Source organism: Burkholderia sp. HI4860 (assembly GCF_002223045.2).
Lineage (GTDB): Bacteria > Pseudomonadota > Gammaproteobacteria > Burkholderiales > Burkholderiaceae > Burkholderia.
The window spans coordinates 3,637,502-3,657,298 of record NZ_NKFO02000003.1 but is presented as its reverse complement, the minus strand read 5'-3'; the positions used below and the strand labels follow the sequence as shown (position 1 = coordinate 3,657,298).

The 19,797-nt window shown below is 67.0% G+C and carries 13 protein-coding genes; all 13 read right to left on the bottom strand.

All coding sequences use genetic code 11. The features are described 5' to 3' along the window. Nucleotides 1–562: 562 nt before the first annotated feature. Nucleotides 563–3,751, bottom strand: a complete 3,189-nt coding sequence (locus CFB34_RS32400) for a multidrug efflux RND transporter permease subunit (RefSeq protein WP_242808718.1) — start codon at nt 3,749–3,751, stop codon at nt 563–565. 21 nt (nt 3,752–3,772) lie between these two features. Next, complete coding sequence (locus CFB34_RS32395; RefSeq protein ID WP_089440143.1) at nt 3,773–5,134, bottom strand: metallopeptidase TldD-related protein; 1,362 nt, start codon at nt 5,132–5,134, stop codon at nt 3,773–3,775. Next, nucleotides 5,134–6,585, bottom strand: coding sequence for a TldD/PmbA family protein (locus CFB34_RS32390; protein WP_089440144.1), 1,452 nt, complete (start codon nt 6,583–6,585; stop codon nt 5,134–5,136). The genes CFB34_RS32395 and CFB34_RS32390 overlap by 1 nt, the downstream gene beginning before the upstream one ends. After that, nucleotides 6,578–8,221 (bottom strand): dipeptide ABC transporter ATP-binding protein, encoded by a 1,644-nt coding sequence (locus CFB34_RS32385; RefSeq protein WP_089440145.1) that lies wholly within the window; start codon nt 8,219–8,221, stop codon nt 6,578–6,580. Before CFB34_RS32385 ends, CFB34_RS32390 begins: the two co-directional genes overlap by 8 nt. Then, nucleotides 8,221–9,333, bottom strand: a complete 1,113-nt coding sequence (locus CFB34_RS32380; RefSeq protein ID WP_089440146.1) for an ABC transporter permease — start codon at nt 9,331–9,333, stop codon at nt 8,221–8,223. Before CFB34_RS32380 ends, CFB34_RS32385 begins: the two co-directional genes overlap by 1 nt. Then, entirely contained in the window at nt 9,287–10,336 is a 1,050-nt protein-coding gene (locus CFB34_RS32375) for an ABC transporter permease subunit (protein ID WP_089440147.1), read from the bottom strand. The genes CFB34_RS32380 and CFB34_RS32375 overlap by 47 nt, the downstream gene beginning before the upstream one ends. A gap of 13 nt (nt 10,337–10,349) precedes the next feature. Continuing rightward, nucleotides 10,350–12,272, bottom strand: a complete 1,923-nt coding sequence (locus tag CFB34_RS32370; protein WP_089440148.1) for an extracellular solute-binding protein — start codon at nt 12,270–12,272, stop codon at nt 10,350–10,352. A gap of 238 nt (nt 12,273–12,510) precedes the next feature. Then, nucleotides 12,511–15,303, bottom strand: a complete 2,793-nt coding sequence (locus CFB34_RS32365) for a TonB-dependent receptor (protein WP_089440149.1) — start codon at nt 15,301–15,303, stop codon at nt 12,511–12,513. Nucleotides 15,304–15,638: 335 nt separating this feature from the next. Continuing rightward, nucleotides 15,639–16,214, bottom strand: a complete 576-nt coding sequence (locus tag CFB34_RS32360; RefSeq protein ID WP_011352155.1) for a cupin domain-containing protein — start codon at nt 16,212–16,214, stop codon at nt 15,639–15,641. A gap of 300 nt (nt 16,215–16,514) precedes the next feature. Further along, a complete protein-coding gene (locus tag CFB34_RS32355; protein WP_242808738.1) occupies nt 16,515–17,681 on the bottom strand; it encodes a tetratricopeptide repeat protein in 1,167 nt (388 codons plus the stop codon). A gap of 40 nt (nt 17,682–17,721) precedes the next feature. Next, entirely contained in the window at nt 17,722–18,153 is a 432-nt protein-coding gene (locus CFB34_RS32350) for a biopolymer transporter ExbD (protein WP_089440151.1), read from the bottom strand. Between the two features lie 226 nt (nt 18,154–18,379). Then, on the bottom strand, nt 18,380–18,802 hold the full coding sequence (locus tag CFB34_RS32345) for a biopolymer transporter ExbD (protein ID WP_089440152.1): 423 nt from the start codon (nt 18,800–18,802) through the stop codon (nt 18,380–18,382). A gap of 20 nt (nt 18,803–18,822) precedes the next feature. Then, nucleotides 18,823–19,734 (bottom strand): MotA/TolQ/ExbB proton channel family protein, encoded by a 912-nt coding sequence (locus CFB34_RS32340; RefSeq protein WP_089440153.1) that lies wholly within the window; start codon nt 19,732–19,734, stop codon nt 18,823–18,825. Nucleotides 19,735–19,797: the final 63 nt, after the last annotated feature.

Below are 19,797 nucleotides of genomic sequence, written 5' to 3'. Positions count from 1 at the left end.
ATCTGTAAATAGCCAGAACACGACATTAGGATATGGCTGCTACAACCCAATCCAGCGATAATGTTGATTATGTCAAATACGATATTTCGCCTGCAGACGTCGTGTGGCCAGCGTAGATAAACCGCGAGATACATCACCCGCACCAGGCAACTGACCCGAGCACGGCTCCCGCGGCTTCGACCTCTCACTTCCCCGACGCAATCTTCTGGAGCTCTTTGCGAGCATCCGGAAAGTGCTCTTCAGCCTGCTCAAGCGTAAGAAAGTACGGAACTCGAGCTTCCGCAACGATCTCGAGAAGTTGACCACAATTCTTGCACCGGTACAGCTCCGCATGCCTGGAAATATTTATACCCAGGGATTCATAGTTAGAGCTTGTTCCGCCAAAGTTTCTACACTTTTCGCACGACATCAAAATCTCCTAATTCGGGCTGTTCCGATTGCTCGCTTGCCGAGTGACATAGCAATCGGCCCGTGAATTTTGACCTGCCTCGCGTCCCGATTCGGCAGGTTTTTCTTGTCGCCGTGTCCGACTAGACTGGCGGCGTGATGCCGGGTTGCGGCTTCATGGCGAGCGATGCGTTCCGCTCGGATCAGCAGGCAGATCGTCTTGTACTGTCTTGGTCCATCTCGTCACCGCCCTACGCCTGCCGCCTCGCCCGACCGACGCCACGACCCGAAACGCCACCGGCGCGAACACGAGCCCGAACACCGTCGCCGCCAGCACACCGCCGAACGCGCCCGTGCCGATCGACCGTCGGCTTTCCGCCCCCGCGCCCGTCGCCAGCACCAGCGGCACGACGCCCAGCAGGAACGCCATCGACGTCATCACGATCGGCCGGAATCGCGCGGCGGCCGCATCGACCACCGCCTGCCGCAACGGCACGCCCTGCACGACCAGATCACGCGCGTATTGCACGATCAGGATCGCGTTCTTCGCCGCCAGCCCGACCACGGTAATCATCCCGACCTTGAAATACACGTCGTTCGGCATGCCGCGCGCGAGCGCCGCCGCGATCGCCCCCATCATGCCGAGCGGCACGATCGTCAGCACGGACAGCGGAATCGTCCAGCTTTCGTACAGCGCGGCCAGCGCCATGAAAACCGCGAGCACCGACAACCCGACGAGCAGCGGCGTCTGCCGCGCGGCGACCTGCTCCTCGCGCGCCGCATCGACCCAGTCGAAGCCGATCCCGGCCGGCAGCGCAGCGGCAAGCCGCTCCATCTCCGCCATCGCCGCGCCCGAACTCGTGCCGGTCGCCGCCCGGCCGCTGATGTCGAGCGACGGATAGCCGTTGTACCGGTTCAGCATCACCGGCCCGATCGTCCAGTGCGGCGCGGCAATGGCCGACAGCGGCACCATGTCGCCGGTGCGGTTCGGCACGGTCAGCGCCATCAGTTGCGTATCGGTTGCGCGTGCAACCGGATCGGCCTCGATGATCACCCGCCGCATCCGGCCCGACGCCGGAAAGTCGTTGATGTAGTTCGAGCCGAACGTGCCACCCAAGAGCCCCGCGATCCGCTCGAACGGCACGCCGAGCGCATACGCCTTCGCGCGATCGACATCAAGCTCGATACGCGGTGCATCCGGCAGGTCTTCGAAATGCACGGCCGAGAGCAACGGGCTCGCCTTCGCACGCTCGGCAAGCTGCTCGCGGGCCGCCTTCAACGCATCGAGCCCGACCCCGCCGCGATCCTCGAGCCGGAACGTGAAGCCGTCCGAATGCCCGATGCCGCGCACCGACGGCGGCAGCGCCGCCTCGACGTCGCCGTCGAGGATCGCACCGAAGCGCCCGTTGAGCCGGTCGCGCAGCGCCATCGCGTCGACGTCGCGCTTCGCCCAGTCCTTCAGTTCCACGAACGCCATCCCGACGTTCTGCCCGCTGCCGACGAAACTCCAGCCGATCACGCTCGTCACGTTCGCAATCGCCGGCTCCGCGTGCAGGATGGCCTCCACCCGCTCGACGACCGCGAGCGTGCGCGCCTGCGTGGCGCCGGCCGGCAACTGGATCATCACCTGCAGTTGCCCCTGGTCCTCGGTCGGCAGGAAGCCGCCCGGCATCATCCAGTACAGCAGCCCGCACGCGATCACGAGCGCCGCGTACACCACCACGACCATGCCGGTGCGGCGCACCGCAAACACGGCGACGCGGCGATAACCGGTTTCGGCGCGCGCGAAAGCCGCACCGAACCGGTCGGCCAGACGCGCGCCGATGCCGCGTCGCCGCGCACGGCCGGCGCCGCCATCGTGTCGCGCAACCGGCTTCAGCAGGTTCGCGCACAGCGCGGGCGTGAGCGACAGCGCCATGAACGACGACACCAGCATCGACGCGATCATCGCGACCGCGAACTGCCGGTAGATGCCGCCGACGCTGCCCGGGAAAAACGCCATCGGCACGAACACGGCGGTCAGCACCGCGGTCACGCCGACGATCGCCCCGCCGATCCGCTTCATGGCCCGGCGCGTGGCGTCGCGCGGCGACACGCCCTCCTCCATCACGCGGTGCACGCTCTCGACGACGACGATCGCATCGTCGACCAGGATGCCGATCGCCAGCACGAGGCCGAACATCGTGAACACGTTGATCGACAGACCGAACGCCCACATCGCGACGAACGCGCCCATCAGCGTGACCGGAATCACGACGGTCGGCACCAGCGTGTAGCGCAGGTCGCGCAGGAACAGCCACATCACGCAGAACACCAGCACCACGGCCTCGACCAGCGTCAGCACGACTTCGTGGATCGCGATCTTGACGAAGTGCGCGCCGTCGAACGGAATCTCGACCGCGACGCCCGGCGGCAGCGTCCGCGAGAGTTCCGCGAGCCGGGCGCGGATTGCATTCGACGTTTCGAGCGCGTTGCCGCGCGGGCCGAGCTGGATGCCGACCGTCGCGGCCGGCCGGCCGTTCAGCCGCGAATAGAACGAATAGTCGTCGCGACCGATCTCGATGCGCGCGACATCGGCCACGCGTACCACCGAGCCGTCCTGTTTAGATTTCAGCACGATCCGGCCGAACTCCTCGGGCGACGTGAGCTGCCCCTTGACCACGACCGTCGCGGTAAGCTGCTGGCCGCGCACGAACGGCGCATCGCCGATCGCGCCGGCCGTGACCGTCGCGTTCTGCGCGCTGATCGCCGTGATCACGTCGTCGGCGCCGAGATCGTATTCGCGCAACTTCACCGGATCGAGCCAGACTCGCAGCGCCTCGTCGGCATCCCACAGCTCGGCCGCGCCCACCCCCGGCGCGCGCTTCAGCTCGCGCAGCACGTAGCGGTTCAGGTAATCGCCGAGCTGCGCGGAATCGCGCGTGCCGTCGGTCGACGTCAGCGTGACGAGCATCAGGAACGTGTTCGCCGCCTTGAACACGCCGATCCCCTGCTGGACGACCTGCTGAGGCAGCCGCGGCTCGACCTGCTTCAACCGGTTGTTGACGTCGACGAGCGCGATGTCGGGATCGGTGCTGGGCGCGAACGTCACGTCGATCTCGAGGTTGCCGTGGCCGTCGCTGCTGGTCTCGTAGTACAGCAGCCCGTCGGCGCCGTCGAGGCTTTCCTCGATGATGCTGCCGACGTTGGCATCGACCGTCTCGGTCGACGCACCCGGATAGGACGCAGTAATCACGACCCGCGGCGGCGCCAGCCGCGGATACTGCGCGATCGGCAGTTGTGGAATGGCCAGCACGCCCGCGACGACGATCGCGAGCGCGACGATCCACGCAAAGACGGGACGGTCGATGAAGAATGACGGCATCGGCGAGGGTCCGCGAACGCGCTACAGCGTGAGCTCGAATGAACGTGCGAGCAGCCCCGGCAGCTGCGCGCCTCCGGTGGCGCGCTCGCCGTACGTGTCGTCGTTCGCGAGCAGCATCGGTGTCGCGCCGAGCTGCTCGAGCGCCGACCCGAACAGCCGGTAGAAGCTGTCGTCGAACCGCATCGCGTCGACCGGCGCGACGATGCGGCCGCCTTCGACCCAGAACGTCGCGAACCGCGTCATCCCCGTCATCCGGCACGCGATCGGGTCCGAGAAGTTCAGGTACCAGAGGTTGCCGACGTAGAGCCCCGTGTCGAGCGCGGCCAGCACGTCGGCATCGGCGAGCGTGCCGCCGGCGATCGTCAGCGACTGCGGCGCTTCGCCGTTGTCCGCTCCGTTCGGCGTGCCCCCTTGCTCGCGCGCGGTGCGTGCGCAGACGAGCTGCCCGGCGGCCCGCCCTTCGACGACGAGCGGCACGCTGTCGCGCCGGTAGCCGTCCGCGTTGAACGCGGGCGCGATGCCCAGCGAGAAATCCTCGGTGATCGATACGCGCGGATCGAGCGCGACCTCGCCGGCATACAGGCGATGCAGCGGGCTGCGGGCGCTCGCCACCGCGCGCGCCGAAAAGCCGCTCCAGCCGAGCAGGCTCGTCATCTCGTGAATGGCGTCCGGCGCGAAATACGCGCGGTAGCGCCCGGGCGCAAGCGCCTTCGGCGTGCGGCCGAGCACGGGCAGCCGCGCGGCGGCCGCGTCGACCTTGGCCGCGAACGCTGCATCGCGCCAGTCGTCGCCCGCATAGACGGTCTTGATCGCGCGGCCGCTCGGGTCGTACAGCGACCAGCTGAAGTTGAAATTCTCGACCTCGTACCAGCCGCGGCTGCCGGTTGACGACGCGAAGCCGCGCGCCAGCGTGCCGCCCGCGTAAAAGCCGACGAAGTCGAGCCCGCGCGCGCATTCGGCCACGATTCGCGCGAGCCCGTCCGCATTCGGCAGGCGCCCGGTGCGGCGCGTTTCCTGCACCCACGACGAGGTATCGAACAGCAGATGAGGATCGTCCTGCGCATCGCGCAGGCCGTCGCGCAGCACGGCGAGCGCGTCCGCCAGTTCGCGCAGGTCGGCTGCCGGATCGCCGCACACGGTCAGCGCCGAATGCGCCTGCCGCGCGCCGTCGATGAGCCGCACGGACAGCCGCCCCTGCGTCACGCGCCCGGTCTGGCGAATCCTGCCGCCATTGAAACGGATGAAGTCGGACGTTTCGCCGGAGAAGCCGAGCAGCACGGTTTCGGTCGGCGCGGTCAGCCGTTGTGCCTCCTCGGCGAGCCGGGCGAAATACGCATGCCAGTCGATTCCGGCCTGGCGTGTCATCGGATCGAATCCCGTCATCACGCGCCTCCGAAGACGTCGACGCCGGCGAACACGCAGGCCGGCGCGGCGTGGCCGACACGGATGATCTGAGCAGGCTCGCCCTTCCCGCAGTACGGCGTGCCGTAGATGCCGAACGTGCTGGCATCGCCGACCGCGCGCAGGCTGCGCCAGAACTGGGCGGAGATGCCGCGGTAGTTCGGGCGCTTGACGACCTGCGTGAGCCGGCCGTTCTCGATCAGTTGCCCGAATTCGCAGCCGAACTGGAATTTGTTGCGGTGGTCGTCGATCGACCAGGACGTGTTGGTGCGCATCAGGATCCCGTGCTCGGTGCCCGCGATCAGCGCATCGAGCGACTGGTCGCCGGGTTCGACGTTCAGGTTCGCCATCCGGTCGATCGGCGCGCGGTTCCAGCTCGACGCGCGCGAGTTGGCCACGCCCGGCAGGCCCGCGCGCTGCTGCGACAGCGCCCCGCCGAGCAGCCGTTCGAGCACGCCGTGGCGGATCAGGTACTGCTTGCGCGCCGGCGTGCCGTCGTCGTCGAATGCGTAGGACGCGGCTTCGGCCGTCGGCTCCGGATCGAACGTGACGTTCAGCAGCGGCGAACCATACTGATAGTGGCCGACCATCTCCGGCCTGACGAAGCTCGACCCGGCGAAGTTGCGCTCGTCGCCGAGAATCCGGTCGAGCTCGAGCGGATGGCCGATCGACTCGTGGATCTGCAGCATCATCTGGTCCGGCATCAGCAGCAGGTCGCGCCGGCCGGTCGGGCAGTTCGGCGCGGCGAGCAACTGCAGCGCCTCGTCGGCCACGCGCGCGCCGGCACCGTCGAAACCGTAGCGCGCGAGCACGTCGATGCCGCCCTGCGCGAGCGTGCCCGACTGACCGAGCGAGCGCGTCTGCGTGTCGCCATCGCCATGGGCGACGGCCTGCAGCTCGGGCATCAGGAAACGGAAGCGCTGGTCGATCCGCACGCCGTCGCTCGTCACGTAATTTTGCTCGGTGTGCACGATCATCACGCTCGCCGAACGCTCGACGATGCGCGCGCCGAGGTTCGCCGCCGCGCATTCGTGCGCGAGACGCTCGATCCATTCCGCGCGCGACGGCAATGCCGCGTCGACATCGGGCGACGCATAGGTGCCGCTCGCCTGCGGGCGCGCGGCCTGACGATGATCGACCAGCGCCCACGGCGCGCTGGCCCGGGCCCGCGCGGTCGCGATGTCGAGCGCCGCCTGCAGCCCGGCCGGGGACAGGTCGGGCGTCGCCGCATAGCCGGCGCCCGTGCCGGCCCAGGCCGTCAGCATCGCACCACGCTCGCGCGTGCGCGAAAACGGCTGCGCGACGTCGTTGCGCACCGCATGTTCGTCGATCGTCTCGTCGACGATGCGCAGCGACCAGAAATCGGCGTCGCTGCGCAACCCCTGTGCTGCCTGCACGGCTCGGACGCCCGGCGCCCGGTTCTCGTCAATCATCGGTTCTCTCTTGCTGCTCCTGCGGGCCGCGCTCAGGCGCCAGCATGGACGACGCGAGCAGCGCCCGCGTATACGGATGGGATGGCGCGTGCAGTACGTCAAGCGTCTCGCCCGCCTCGACCACGCGCCCCGCCTTCATCACGATGACCCGGTGGGCCATCGCGCGCATCACCGCCAGATCGTGCGTGATGAACAGGTAGCTGAGTTTGTACTTCTTTTGGAGATTCGTCAGCAGATTCAGCACCTGCTTCTGGATCGACACGTCGAGCGCGCTCGTCGGCTCGTCGAGCACCAGCAGTTCCGGCTCCACCGCCAGCGCCCGCGCGATCGCGATCCGCTGGCGCTGCCCGCCGGAAAACTCGTGCGGATAGCGCAACATCGCCTCGGGCGGCAGGCCCACCTCCTGCAGCAGCGCGGCGATGCGCGCGCGCCGCGCGTCGCCGGCCACCTGCGGCCGGTGCACGGCGAGCCCCTCGCCGACGATCTGCTCGACCGTCATGCGCGGCGACAGCGAGCCGAACGGATCCTGGAACACCACCTGCATGCGCCCATACAGCGTGCGCCGGCCCCGCGTCGTGCGCAGCGACGCCAGCGGCATGCCATCGATCTCGATCCCGCCCGACGCCGGCCGCTGCAGGCCGAGCACGGCCGACGCGAGCGTCGATTTCCCCGAGCCCGATTCGCCGACGATCCCGAGCGTTTCGCCGCGCTTCAGGCTCAGCTGCACGTCGTGCACGGCGCGGAACGTCGTCTTGCCGAGCACCGAGCGCCAGCCCTTTGCCGCGATACGGTAGTCGACCGCAAGGTGCTGCACGTCGAGGATCGTCTGCGCGCCGGCCGCAACCGGCTCGACCGCCCGTTGCGGCGCGCTGTCGAGCAGCCGGCGCGTATACGGATGCTGCGGCGCCGCGAACAGCGCGGCGGTCGTGTTGGTCTCCACCAGCACGCCCTTCTCCATCACGGCCACGCGCTGCGCGAAGCGCCGCACGAGGTTCAGGTCGTGTGTGATCAGCAGCACGGCCATCCCGCGCGCGGCGGCCTCCTGCTCCTGCAGCTCGATCAGCAGGTCGACGATCTGCTGGCGCACCGTCACGTCGAGCGCGGTGGTCGGCTCGTCCGCGAGCAGCAGCCGCGGCCGGCACGCCAGCGCCATCGCGATCATCGCGCGTTGCCGCTGCCCACCCGACAGCTGGTGCGGAAAGCTGTCGATGCGCCGCTCCGGCTCCGGAATCCCGGTGCGCCGCAGCAGCGCGATCCCGCACTCGCGCGCGTCGCCCGGGCGCAGCCCCTCGTGCAGCCGCAGGCTCTCGGCGATCTGCTTGCCGATCGTATACAGCGGATTGAGCGCGGTCATCGGCTCCTGGAACACCATCGCGATGTCGGCGCCGCGAATCCCGCGCATCTGCTGCTCCGTTTTCGCGAGCAGATCCTCGCCGTCGAACAGCATCCGCCCCGACAGCGTCGCCTGCTGCGCGAGCCGCAGGATCGACAGTGCGGTCACGCTCTTGCCCGACCCCGATTCGCCGACGAGCGCCACGCGCTCGCCGCGGGCGATCGACAAATTCAGATCCTGTACGGCCGCGTTCGCGCCGAAATGCGCGGAAAACCCGTCGATCTGCAGCAACGGTCTCGTCATCACCGCCCTCCGCCGAATGCCGAACCGCGCGTGCGCGTGTCGAGCGCGTTGCGCAGCGCATCGCCCATGAAGGTGAGCAGCAGCAGCGTCACCACCAGCGCCGCGAACGCCGCGATCGAGATCCACCACGCATCGAGGTTGTTCTTGCCCTCCTGCAGCAGCTCGCCGAGGCTCGGCGTCGGCGGCGGCACGCCGAGGCCCAGGAAATCGAGGCTCGTCAGCGACAGGATCGCCGCGCTCATCCGGAACGGCAGGAACGTGATCACCGGCGTGAGGCTGTTCGGCAGCACGTGGCGCCACATGATCTGTGCATTGGTCAGCCCCATCGTGCGCGCGGCCTTCACATAGTCGAGCGCGCGGTTGCGCAGGAATTCGGAACGCACGTAGTCGGACAGCACGAGCCAGCCGAACATCGACAGGAGGATGAACAGCAGCCACAGCGACGGCGTGAAGATCGACGCGAAGATGATCAGCAGGTACAGGTCAGGCAACGCGCTCCAGATCTCGATCAGGCGCTGCCCGACCAGGTCGGTGCGGCCGCCGTAGAAGCCTTGCAGCGCGCCCGTCAGCACGCCGACCAGCACGCCCGATACGGTCAGCGCGAACGCCATCAACACCGACAGCCGGAACCCGTACAGCAGCCGCGCGAGCACGTCGCGGCCGAACTGGTCGGTGCCGAGCCAGTTGCTCGACGACGGCGGCGCCGGATACGGCCGCGACGCGAAATAATCGATCGTGTCATAGCGATACCGGTTCGGCGGATAGATCGCGAAGTTGCCGTGCGACTCGATCTTCGTGCGGATATACGGATCGAGATAGTTCGTCATCGCGGGAAAGTCGCCGCCGAACGCCGTCTCCGGATAGTCCTTCACGATCGGGAAGTAATAGTGCCCGTCGTAGCGCACGATCAGCGGCCGGTCGTTCGACAGCAGGTCCGCACCGAGGCTGAGCGCGAACAGCACCGCGAAGATCACGAGGCTCCAGTAGCCGAGCGGCTGCGCGCGAAAACGCAGCCACGTGCGCCGCCACGGCGACGGCGAGGCCGCGCACGCGACGCAGGCCGGGTCAGTGGTCCAGGCGGTTGAACTGGATACGGGGGTCGACGAGGACATAGCAGATATCCGCGATGAGTTTGGTCAGCAGGCCGATCAGCGTGAACAGGAACAGCGAGCCGAGCACGACCGGATAGTCGCGGCGGATCACCGAGTCGTACGACAGTTGCCCCATGCCGTCGAGCGAGAACAGCGTCTCGATCAGCAGGTTGCCGTTCAGGAACGCGCCGACGAACGCGGCCGGCAGCCCGGTGAGCAACGGGATCGCCGCGTTGCGCAGCACGTGCTTCCACAGCACGTCGCGCTCCGGCGCGCCCTTCGCGCGTGCGGTCAGCACGTATTGCCGGCCGATTTCCTCGAGGAACGTGTTCTTGGTCAGGATCGTGATGATCGCGAAGTTGCCGACGACCGACGCCGTCACCGGCATCACGACGTGCCACAGATAGTCGAGCGCCTTGCCGATCAGCGTCAGGTCGTCGAAGTTGTCGGACGTGAGCCCGCGCATCGGAAATACCTGCCAGAACGTGCCGCCGCCGAACAGCATCAGCAGCAGCACGCCAAGCACGAAGCCCGGCACCGCGTAGCCGGCCAGTACCAGCACGCTCGTCACGGTGTCGAACCGCGACCCGTTGCGCACCGCCTTCGCGATCCCGAGCGGCACCGACACCAGGTACGTGAGGATCACCGTCCACATCCCCAGCGTGATCGACACCGGCAGCTTCGAGCGGATCACCGCCCACACGCTGCGGTGCGCGAAATAGGACTGGCCGAGGTCGAACGTCGCATAGCTTTTCAGCATCAGCACGTAGCGTTCGAGCGGCGGCCTGTCGAAGCCGAACTGCTTGCGGATCTGCTCGATCTGCTGCGGGTCGACGCCCTGGCTGCCGTGGTAGCCGCCTGCGCCGCCCGCCTCCCCGCCGCGCGCACTGCCGTGGCGCAACTGCGCGAGCACCTGTTCGACCGGGCCGCCCGGCACGAACTGCGTGACCGCGAACGTGATCGTCACCACCCCGATCAGCGTCGGGATCATCAGCAGCAAGCGCCTGAGTATGTATGCCAGCATCGTCGTTCCTCCGTCAGGCGGCCGGTGCGGGTTTCGCCGCCGGTTGCTTCACGTACCAGTAGTCGATGATCCAGTCCTCGTATTGATAGGAGTCCGGCACGATCGCCGGGTGGCCGAGCGTCGCCTTGTACGCGATCCGCGCGTTCGGCAGGTAGTACTGCGGGATCAGCGCGTACAGGTTGATCAGCACGCGGTCGAGCGCGTGCGTGGCCGTCTCGAGATCGTCGAGCGTGTCGGCTGCGAGCGCCGCACGGATCAGCGCATCGACCGCCTTCGATTTCACGCCCGGATAGTTCTCGGACCCGGGCTGCGACGCGGCCGCACTGCCGAAGCGGCGCGTCAGCTCCGCGCCCGGAATCGTCACCGGCAGGTAGATGTACGTCGTCATGTCGTACTCGAAATTGTCGAGCCGCTTCAGGTAGAGCGCGCTGTCGATCTCGTGGAGATACGCGTGGATGCCGAGCATCGCGAGCGCCTGCGTGTACGGCAGAATCAGGCGGTCCATGCCGGGCTGGTCGTCGATGATCTCGATCGTCATCGGCGTGCCGTTCGCGTCGCGCAGCGCGCCGTCGCGGTAATGCCAGCCGGCCTGCGCGAGCAAGTCGCGCGCCTCCTTCAGGTTCGCGCGCAGCGAGTTCGGCGGCAGCGTCGACGGCTGCCGGATCATCGGGCCGAACACCTCGGGCGGCAGCGTCGCACGGAACGGTTCGAGCAGCGCCAGCTCCTTCGCGCTCGGCATGCCGGATGCCGCGAACGGGCTCGCCTCCCAGAAGCTGTTGGTGCGGCGATACTGCCCGTAGAACATCATCCGGCTCATCCAGTCGAAATCGAACGCCAGCGCGAGCGCATGCCGCACCCGCACGTCCTGGAACATCGGCTTGCGCATGTTCATCAGGAAACCCTGCATCTGCGCGGGGCCGTCGGGAAACTCGCAGCGCGTCAGCATGCCGTTGCGAAAATTCTTGCCGACGTACTTGCGCGCCCACTGCGTCGCGCTGTATTCCATGCGCGCGTCGATGTCGCCGGCCTTGAACGCTTCGAGCGCCGTGTATTGATCCAGGTACAGCTTGAACGACACGTATGCGAAGCGGAACATGCCGCGTCGCGACGGCAGGTTCGCTGCCCAGTAGTGCGGGTTACGCACGTAGCTGATCTGCTTGTCGTTCCTGCGCTGGTCGATCAGGTACGCGCCGCTCGCGATCGGCGGCACGTTCGCGATCTGGTCGAACGGCGGTCGCGTGCCGTCCGCGCGCTGCCCCCATTTCGGCGAGAACACCGGCAGGTCGCCCGCGATCAGCGCGGCGTCGCGCTCCGCGTGCTTGAACTCGAAACGCACCGTGTGGCCGTCGACCACCACCGCGCGCTTGATGATCGCGAACTGCGCGTTGTACAGCGGCGACGCCTGCGGGCTCGACAGCGTGTCGTACGAATACTTGACGTCGGCCGCGGTGATCGGGTCGCCGTTCGAGAAGCGTGCGGCCGGGTTGATGTGAAACGTCGCCGACAGCCCGTCGGGCGCGACGTCGACGTCGTCGGCGATCAGCGCGTATTCGGATGCGAGCTCGTCCCAGCTGCGCTGCATCAGCGTGTCGAACATCAGGTTCTTGATGTCCGGTGCGGGCGCGCCGCGCACGAGGAACGGGTTCAACGAATCGTAGCTCTGCGCTTCGTCGTAGTTTTCGAACTGGAGCGTGCCGTTGTCCGGCGCATCCGCATTCGCGTAGTCGAAATGCGTGAAGCCCGGCGGATACTTCGGATGGTCGTATTGCGAGATCGCCGGCACCGCGAGCGCGGCCTGCGGCATGACGCCGCCCGACACGAGCCACACGGCGCACGCGAGCAGCGCGGCGCGCGCGGCGGTGCGCATCCGCCCGTGCGTGCGCGTCAGGTGCGAGTGGCGCGGCACGCGTGCCCGTCGCCCATTCAACAGTCTCATGGTCAGTCTGTCCGGAAGCGTGCGGGTGTGAAGCCCGCGCGCAATCGATGCCCGTGCCGGACGCCGCATACGGCCGCGTCCCGCGGATGGTTCGTGCTGGTCACGATCGGATGAACTGCACCGCCGCGCGTCCCGGTTGCGGGCCGTCGTGGCGCCAGGTGAAAAAAGGCCGCCCCGAAAAGGGGGTAGTGGACGTGGAGCGGCCTGTCCCAAACCTGTCAGTGCATCGCGATCGCCATCAGAACTTGTACGTCGCGCCGACCTGTGCGAACCGGCCGATGTACGAGTACACCGACGTGTCGTACCCGCTCTGGCTCAGCGTGCCGTTCGCGAAGATCGGGTCGAACGGCGGCGTGCGGTTGAAGAGGTTGTCGATGCCACCGTAGATCGTCCAGTTCTTGAAGCCCGTGTACGTCACCATCAGGTTGAACTGGCTGTACGAACCGACCTTGTTCGGCTCGGGCATCAGGTTCTGCGCGTACGGGCCCGTGAACTGCCACGTCAGCGCCGCATCGAACTTCCGGTAGTTCCAGTCCAGCGTCGTGTTGCCGCGCCAGCGCGGGAAGCTGCCGCCGAACGGCTGCGTGATCGTGAAGTTGTTGCCCGCGCCGTTGACCGGCGCGGCGCCTGGGAAGCCGATCTTGTAGCTGTTGACGTAAGCCCAGTCGCCCGACAGCGTAATCGTGCCCCAGCCCTTCAGCGGCAGGCCCTGGCGGAACGTGCCTTCGAAGCCGTTCGTGTCGAGGTAGCCGAGGTTCTGGTACGGGATCACCTTGTACAGCAGCTGGCCGGTCGTCGGGTCGGTCACGACCTGCGATGGCTTGCCCTGGCCGATCACGTTGTCGATGCGGATCTTGTACCAGTCGAAGCCGAGGTCGGTGTAACGGCTCGGCGAGACCTGGAAGCCGATATTGAGGTTGCGCGTGCGTTCCGGCGCGAGGTTCGGGTTGCCGACGGTGATCGACGTGTAGTTCTGGCCGGTGGCCGGGTCGACCTGGATGCCGAGCGTCTGCGACTTGCTGTCCTCGACGAAGGTCGGCGCGCGGAAGCCGCGGTTGTACGACGTATACAACGTGAGCGCCTTGATCGGCTGGTACCGCAACGCGAAGCGCGGCGAGAAGGCGCCGCCCACGTCGGTGTAGTGGTCGTAGCGGCCTGCCTGGCTGAACGTCAGGTTCTCGATGATCGGTATGTTGATCTGGTAATAGATGGCCGCGACGTTGCGCTGGCCATCCACCGTCTCGAGGTCCGGCGTGATGACGGCGCCGCTCAGGTATTCGGAACCCGGCGTCAGCGTTTCGCTCTGGTGCGTGAACTGCGCGCCGAAGCCGATGCCGACGTCGCCGGCCGGCAGATGGAACAGGTTCGGCGTCGACAGCGTCGCATCGATCGTGTCGAGCTTCGAGATGCCGAAGTTGTTCGCCTCCTGATAGAGACCGTTGAACGCGTTAGGCGTCGCGGCCGGGTTCGCGAAATTCAGTGTGCCGTTCTGGTAGATGTTGTTCAGCGCGTTCACGTTCAGCTGGTTCGTGAACACGTTCGACACCGTGCTCTGCGAATGGCTGACCGACGTCGCCCAGTCCCAGTCGCCGTACGGCAGCGTGAACGACCCCTTGATGCCGGCGGCCGCCCGCCAGTAGCTGGCCCAGGTCTTTTGCGCGACCGTGTTCGGAAACGCATAGGTGAGCGGCGTGGCCGCACCCGTCGTGTTGTACGGGTTGCTGACCGGCACCGTGTAGTTGAACGGCGACAGCAGCTTCGTCTGCGGATTCCAGACGAGCGCCGGGTTCTGCGAGTTGCCGATCACGTTGTTCCACAGGCCGTCGTTGGTCGTGGTCGTGTTGTAGCTCTCCATAAAGTCGGCGAACGCGGTCGTCTTGTCGTCGATCTTGAAGTCACCGTGGAGCTTCGCGTTCAGGCGCTCGGTCATCGGCAGGATCGACGTGCTTTCCGCCGTGTTGTACCCGCAGATGGTGCCCGGCAACCCGGCCGACAGCGAATTCGGCGCGGCCGGATGAACCGAGCCGCCGAACGGGCAGCCGCCGTTCAGCGCCTGCGCACTGCCGTCGGGCATGTTCCAGTAGGACGGCGCGAGCAGCGAGAAGCCGCCCGGTTTGCCCGTGAAGTCCTGGCTGCGCGTGGAATCACGGTCGGCCAGCGTGAAGCCGTTCGACTTGTAGTAGCTGAGCGCGGCCGTCACGTTGAAGCGGTCGGCGTTCAGGTCGCCGAAGCCGCCGAGCACGCCGAACTTCATCGTGCCGTCGCCGTTGCCGGCGTTGATCGCGCTGCCGAGGCTGCCGTCGAGCTGCAGGCCACGGAAATTGTGTTTCGTGATGATGTTGACGACACCGCCGATCGCGTCCGAACCGTACTGCGACACGGCGCCCGTCTTCACGATTTCGATCCGCTCGATGTCGTTGAGCGGGATCGTGTTGAGGTCGAAGAACGAATCGACGCTGTTCGAGAAGAACGCATACGGCGCGACGCGCTGGCCGTCGACCAGCACGAGCGTGTACTTCTCCGAGAGGCCGCGCAGTGCAATGCCGGCCGCGCCGGCCGCGAAGTTGCCCGATTGCCCTTCGCCCCAGCTGTTCGCCGAGTTGGCTGCCGCATCGCGCAGGAAGTCGGCGACGGTCACCGCGCCGCTGGCCTGGATTTCCTTCGGCGTGATCGTCTGCACTTGCTGGAAACCCGTCTTGTCGGCCTGCCGGATCAGCGAGCCCGTCACTTCGAACCGCTTGATCTGCGCAACCTTGCCCTGCCCGTTCGCGGCGGGTGCGGCAGGCGTCGCCTCGGCCGCTGCACCGGGTGCTGCATCGGGCGCCGCGGCGTCCGGTGCGGCGGCGCTGCCCGCCGTACCGGCCGCCTGTGCAACGGTCACGGGCGCGCCGCTCGCGACCGCATCCGCGATCGCGACGGCGCCCGGCGCCGGCTGGCTCTGGGCGAACGTCGGCGGCGCCAGTGCGGCCGTCAGCGCCAGTTCCGCCCAGACTATCCTGTTGATGGCCAACGCCAAAACTCTCTGCTTCATCTTGTTCCCTCTCGCTCGTAGTAAGACCCCACCTGCTGTGCGCCGGAACCTTGTGAATTCCTTGCGCGTCCTGGGTGCCCGTGTACCGGAACCCGCGATTGCCACGCTTTCGACTGCCACGACTCGAACGGATCGGCCTCGTAGCACCAGCGCCATTCGGCATCACCGTCTTGTTCTATTTTTATTCGTCATACTAAACACCCACATTGAGCGCATTGCCTGCTTCTTCCCGGCTCGACGGGCAGCGGATTCCGTACAACGCGAACCTGTGCATGCGCCGTACCGCGCACCCTCTTCGTCGACCGGGCACTTCTCCTTCCTGCCGGCCGCCTTCGCTAGAACAGCCTCGGCGTGCCGACCCAGACGATCACCGCCTCTTCGTCGGCCGTGTTGCGCCACGCATGCGGCATCGTCGATTCGTAATGCGCGGTATCGCCCTCGTTCAGCGTGAACGTGCAATCCTCGAGCGTCAGCGCCACCTGCCCGCGCAACACGTAGACGAACTCCTCGCCCGCGTGCGTCGTCATCTCGGACGACAACTGCCCCGCCGGCATCCGGACGAGAATCGCGTCGAGCTTGCGGCCGTCCACCAGGTTCGTCAGCCTGGCGAACCGGCTGGCCGAGTTCGTGAACTGGAAATACTGCAGCGCGTTGCCGCGGCATACCGAGCGCGCTTCCGTCGGCGTGTCGATGAAGTACTGCATCGTCACGCCCAGCGCCTTCGCGATCCGCACCAGCGACGTGATCGACGGCGTCGCCCGCCCGCGCTCGACCTGCGACAGGAACGGCTTCGATATGCCGGCGATCGTCGACGTTTCGTCGAGCGTGAGTTTCAGGCGCTGGCGCAGCGCCCGGATCTTGTTGCCGAGCGACATGGCGACGAGCACCGACTCATCAGGGGGCAAAACCATGGAAAGACGGTTCCTCGCAGTCGAAATCGGTTTGATGTCGTCAAGCCTCGACCGATGCCGCGACGCAGCCGGCCCGGCGCGATCCCCCGCCGCACGCTGTCGCGACGTGCAAGCGACGCGCGGTGCGGCAGCGCACTCGCGTGGTGCGCCCGCACATCGCCCGCCCATTTCATTCGGTTTACTAATTAACAAGTTTGCCCCTTTTCATCGGCTGACCTGCTCGTCGTGCATCCGCGCGATCGCGGCGGCACACCGGTTTCCGACCGCCAGCATTGCGCGCGGCCGTGCACGTCCGTTGCGTTACCGGGAGGCCACCACCGTCCAGAGCCGTGCCAGATCACCGGAACCGTCGGTGCCCTTGACCGTACGCAGCACCTGGAGCGCACGCGCTTTCTGGCCAGCCACGTAATACGCCTCGCCGAGCCGCAGCCTCGCCGCGTCGGGATGCTCGAGGCCGCCCTTCGCGATCGCCTGCTCCATCATCGGCAGCCCCTGCTGTGCATGGCCCTCGAAGACGAGGTTCATGCCTGCGTCGATCGGCGCTGCCGGCGTCGTGGCGTCGCCGCCCGATTGCGCGCGCTTCGCCGCGAGCGCCTGCAGCCGCTTCTCGCGATCCGCCTGCGCGTCCTTGCCGAGTACGCCGGATGCGAACCCCTGGTCGATCACCTGCTTGCCCTCGGCGGCCGAGCCCGCTACCAGCGCGAGCTGCGTCATTTCCATGTACGCGTTGGCGGTCGTGAGCGAGCCCGTCGCCCGCCGCAACCGGTAGATGTCGAGGTCGAGCGACGGCAGATACCCGGGGTTGCCGCGAATGGCCGTGACCATTTCGTCCCAGTACGCGGGGCTCGGGTGATAAGCTACCAGCAGCCCGAGCGCACCGCGATACGCGTTGCCGTCCTTCACTTTCTGCGCGCAGGTCGCCAGCATCTGCAACTGCCCTTCATCCGGTGCGTGTCCGCCATTCGCCTGCGCGTCGGTGCTCGCTTTCAACTGGCTCACGAGCGGTGCGCAATCGTTCGACAGGTAGTAAGACTGCGTGAGCAGCGTGCGCATTTCCGGATCCGAGCCACCCGCCTTCAGGTAGCGCTGCGCGACGCGGATCGCCAGCGGGTAGTTCTTCTGCTGGAAGTAGATGCCCGCCAGCGCCGCCGTGGTCCGCTGCTCGTCGTCGCCCGAGAGCCGCCCGGAGTTCAGCACGCTCTCGTACGCCTGCGCGGCCGTCCCCGAATCGCCGGCCGCCATCGCTGCCGCGCCACGCATTTCCTCCACCACGGTGGTTTCGTACGGCGTCCGGTTCGGCACGGCGGCCGCCTGCGCGATCTTGCCCAGCGCGTCGCGATACTTGTGCGCGCGGTACAGTTCCTGCGCGGCCGCCAACGGTTTCGCCACGTCCGGCCGCAGCGCGTCCGCCGGCAGCGCCGGGCGTCCGAGCAGGCCCGCCGCGCCGAGCGCCGTCACCGCCATCATCCGTTTCCATCGTCGCTGGTTCATCGGCTCGTCCGTGTCGTCATTGCATGAACTGTTCGTTACCGATCAGGCCGATCTTGGTCGCGCCCACGCGTTGCGCGGCGGCGAGCACGGCGGCCACGTCCTTGTACGGCACCAGCTTGTTGGGGCGCAGATGGATCTCCGCCTGCACGGGTTCCGCGGCCACCTGGGTCAGTTTCGACTCGAGCGCCGCGCGATCCGGCACCGGGGCGCCGTTCCATGTCGTCGTGCCGTCGAAGTCGATATCGATCTGCACGATTTCCGGCGGCGCGGCCGGCGGCGGCGGATTACCCACCGGCAGGTCCATCTTCACCGAATGCATCTGAATCGGGATCGTGATGATCAGCATGATCAGCAACACCAGCATCACGTCGATCAGCGGCGTGGTGTTGATATCGACCATCACTTCCGGCTCGGCGTTGCTTCCGCCCGAAGGCACATTCATTCCCATCGTCGAACTCCTGTCGACCAGCGTTAGCGCTTTAGCGCTTACGCTGGTCCCATGCTTCGCGGTCGATCCACGTTAGCGCTTCAGCGCTTACGTGGATCCCATGCTTCGCGGTCGATCAGCGTTAGCGCTTCAACGCTTACGCAGATCCCAAGCTTCCCGGTCGACCAGCGTCAGCGCTCCCCCACCTACCGCCAGCCCCCTGTCCCACCCCGATTCCGCTGCGCGACTATCCCCCGCGCGCCGGCGGCTCCGTAATGAACGACAGCTTCGCGATCCCCGCGCGCTCGCACATCGTGACCACCCGGCCGATGAACTCGTAACGCGTGTTCTGGTCGCCCCGCACGTGGACGCTCGGCTGCGGCTGCTGCTGCGACACGTCCTTCAGCTTCGCGAGCAGGGTCGTGGCATCCACCAGCTGTTCGCCCCAGAAGAAATCGCCATCGCGGTTCACCGCGATCTCGATGCTCTTCGGCGTCGTCTGCAGCGGCTGCACCGTCTCCTTCGGCAACTGAAGCTGGATCGTGTGCGTCACGACCGGAATCGTGATCAGGAAGATGATCAGCAACACCAGCATCACGTCGACGAGCGGCGTCGTGTTGATGTTGGCGATCACCTCGTCGCTATCGTCCTGCCCGACGTTCATGGCCATCGCGCGTCTCCGTCAGCCGGTCAGTTCGCGAGCGACGCCGCGGCCGGCGACGACGCGCGTGCCGGGCGCCGATTGCCGGCCAGCAGCACGGTATGCAGTTGCGCGCCGAAGTTGCGCACCCGCTCCATCACCGACTTGTTGCGACGGACCAGGAAGTTGTAGCCGAGCACCGCCGGCACGGCGACGGCGAGGCCGATCGCGGTCATGATGAGCGCCTCGCCCACCGGCCCCGCGACCTTGTCGATCGACGCCTGGCCGGCGATGCCGATGGCCGTCAGCGCGTGATAGATCCCCCAGACGGTGCCGAACAGCCCGACGAACGGCGCGGTGGAGCCCACCGTGGCGAGGAACGCGAGCCCGTCCTGCATCCGGTTCGACACGTTCGTGATCGAGCGCTCGACCGACACGTCGATCCACGTATTGCGGTCCACCGCTTCCAGCAGCGCCTCGTCATGATGCTCGCCGGCCTCGATCGCCGTTTCGGCGATGAAGCGGAACGGCGACGCCTCGTCGAGCAGCCTGGCGCCCTCGGCCAGCGACGGCGCGGTCCAGAGTTGCGCGTCCGCCAGCTTCGCGCGGCGATTGGCGCGCAATTGTTCCACGAACTTCGTGATCATGATGTACCAGCTGCCCATCGACATGATCACCAGCAGGATCAGCACGAAACGGGCGACGAAATCGCCGTTCTTCCATAGCGCACCGAGCCCGTACGGATTCTCGACCGCTTCCGTCGTGGCCGGCGCGGGCGGCGGAGCCGGCTCGGCGGCGGCCGGAACCGGGGCCGGCGCAGCCGACGGCGCCGCGGCCTGTGCCGACGTGCCGGCCGCGCCGCTCGCCTGCGCGTGGGCGAGCTGTGGTGCAACGAACCCGTCGATTGCGGCGACGGACATCAGGATGCTTGCCGCCAGCGCGGCCAGTGAACGCTTCGTCATACCCCACTCCAGTTAATTCGAAGAACTGAATACCCCAGTTCGAGATGGTTTTTTCCGGCCCGG

Coding starts and splice junctions, on each gene's coding strand:
- CFB34_RS32365 (WP_089440149.1), bottom strand. CDS start 15,303: ATGAAGCAGAGAGTTTTGGCGTTGGCCATCAACAGGATAGTCTGGGCG.
- CFB34_RS32400 (WP_242808718.1), bottom strand. CDS start 3,751: ATGCCGTCATTCTTCATCGACCGTCCCGTCTTTGCGTGGATCGTCGCG.
- CFB34_RS32375 (WP_089440147.1), bottom strand. CDS start 10,336: ATGCTGGCATACATACTCAGGCGCTTGCTGCTGATGATCCCGACGCTG.
- CFB34_RS32350 (WP_089440151.1), bottom strand. CDS start 18,153: ATGGGAATGAATGTGCCTTCGGGCGGAAGCAACGCCGAGCCGGAAGTG.
- CFB34_RS32355 (WP_242808738.1), bottom strand. CDS start 17,681: ATGATGGCGGTGACGGCGCTCGGCGCGGCGGGCCTGCTCGGACGCCCG.
- CFB34_RS32340 (WP_089440153.1), bottom strand. CDS start 19,734: ATGACGAAGCGTTCACTGGCCGCGCTGGCGGCAAGCATCCTGATGTCC.
- CFB34_RS32370 (WP_089440148.1), bottom strand. CDS start 12,272: ATGAGACTGTTGAATGGGCGACGGGCACGCGTGCCGCGCCACTCGCAC.
- CFB34_RS32360 (WP_011352155.1), bottom strand. CDS start 16,214: ATGGTTTTGCCCCCTGATGAGTCGGTGCTCGTCGCCATGTCGCTCGGC.
- CFB34_RS32380 (WP_089440146.1), bottom strand. CDS start 9,333: ATGTCCTCGTCGACCCCCGTATCCAGTTCAACCGCCTGGACCACTGAC.
- CFB34_RS32385 (WP_089440145.1), bottom strand. CDS start 8,221: ATGACGAGACCGTTGCTGCAGATCGACGGGTTTTCCGCGCATTTCGGC.
- CFB34_RS32345 (WP_089440152.1), bottom strand. CDS start 18,802: ATGGCCATGAACGTCGGGCAGGACGATAGCGACGAGGTGATCGCCAAC.
- CFB34_RS32395 (WP_089440143.1), bottom strand. CDS start 5,134: ATGACGGGATTCGATCCGATGACACGCCAGGCCGGAATCGACTGGCAT.
- CFB34_RS32390 (WP_089440144.1), bottom strand. CDS start 6,585: ATGATTGACGAGAACCGGGCGCCGGGCGTCCGAGCCGTGCAGGCAGCA.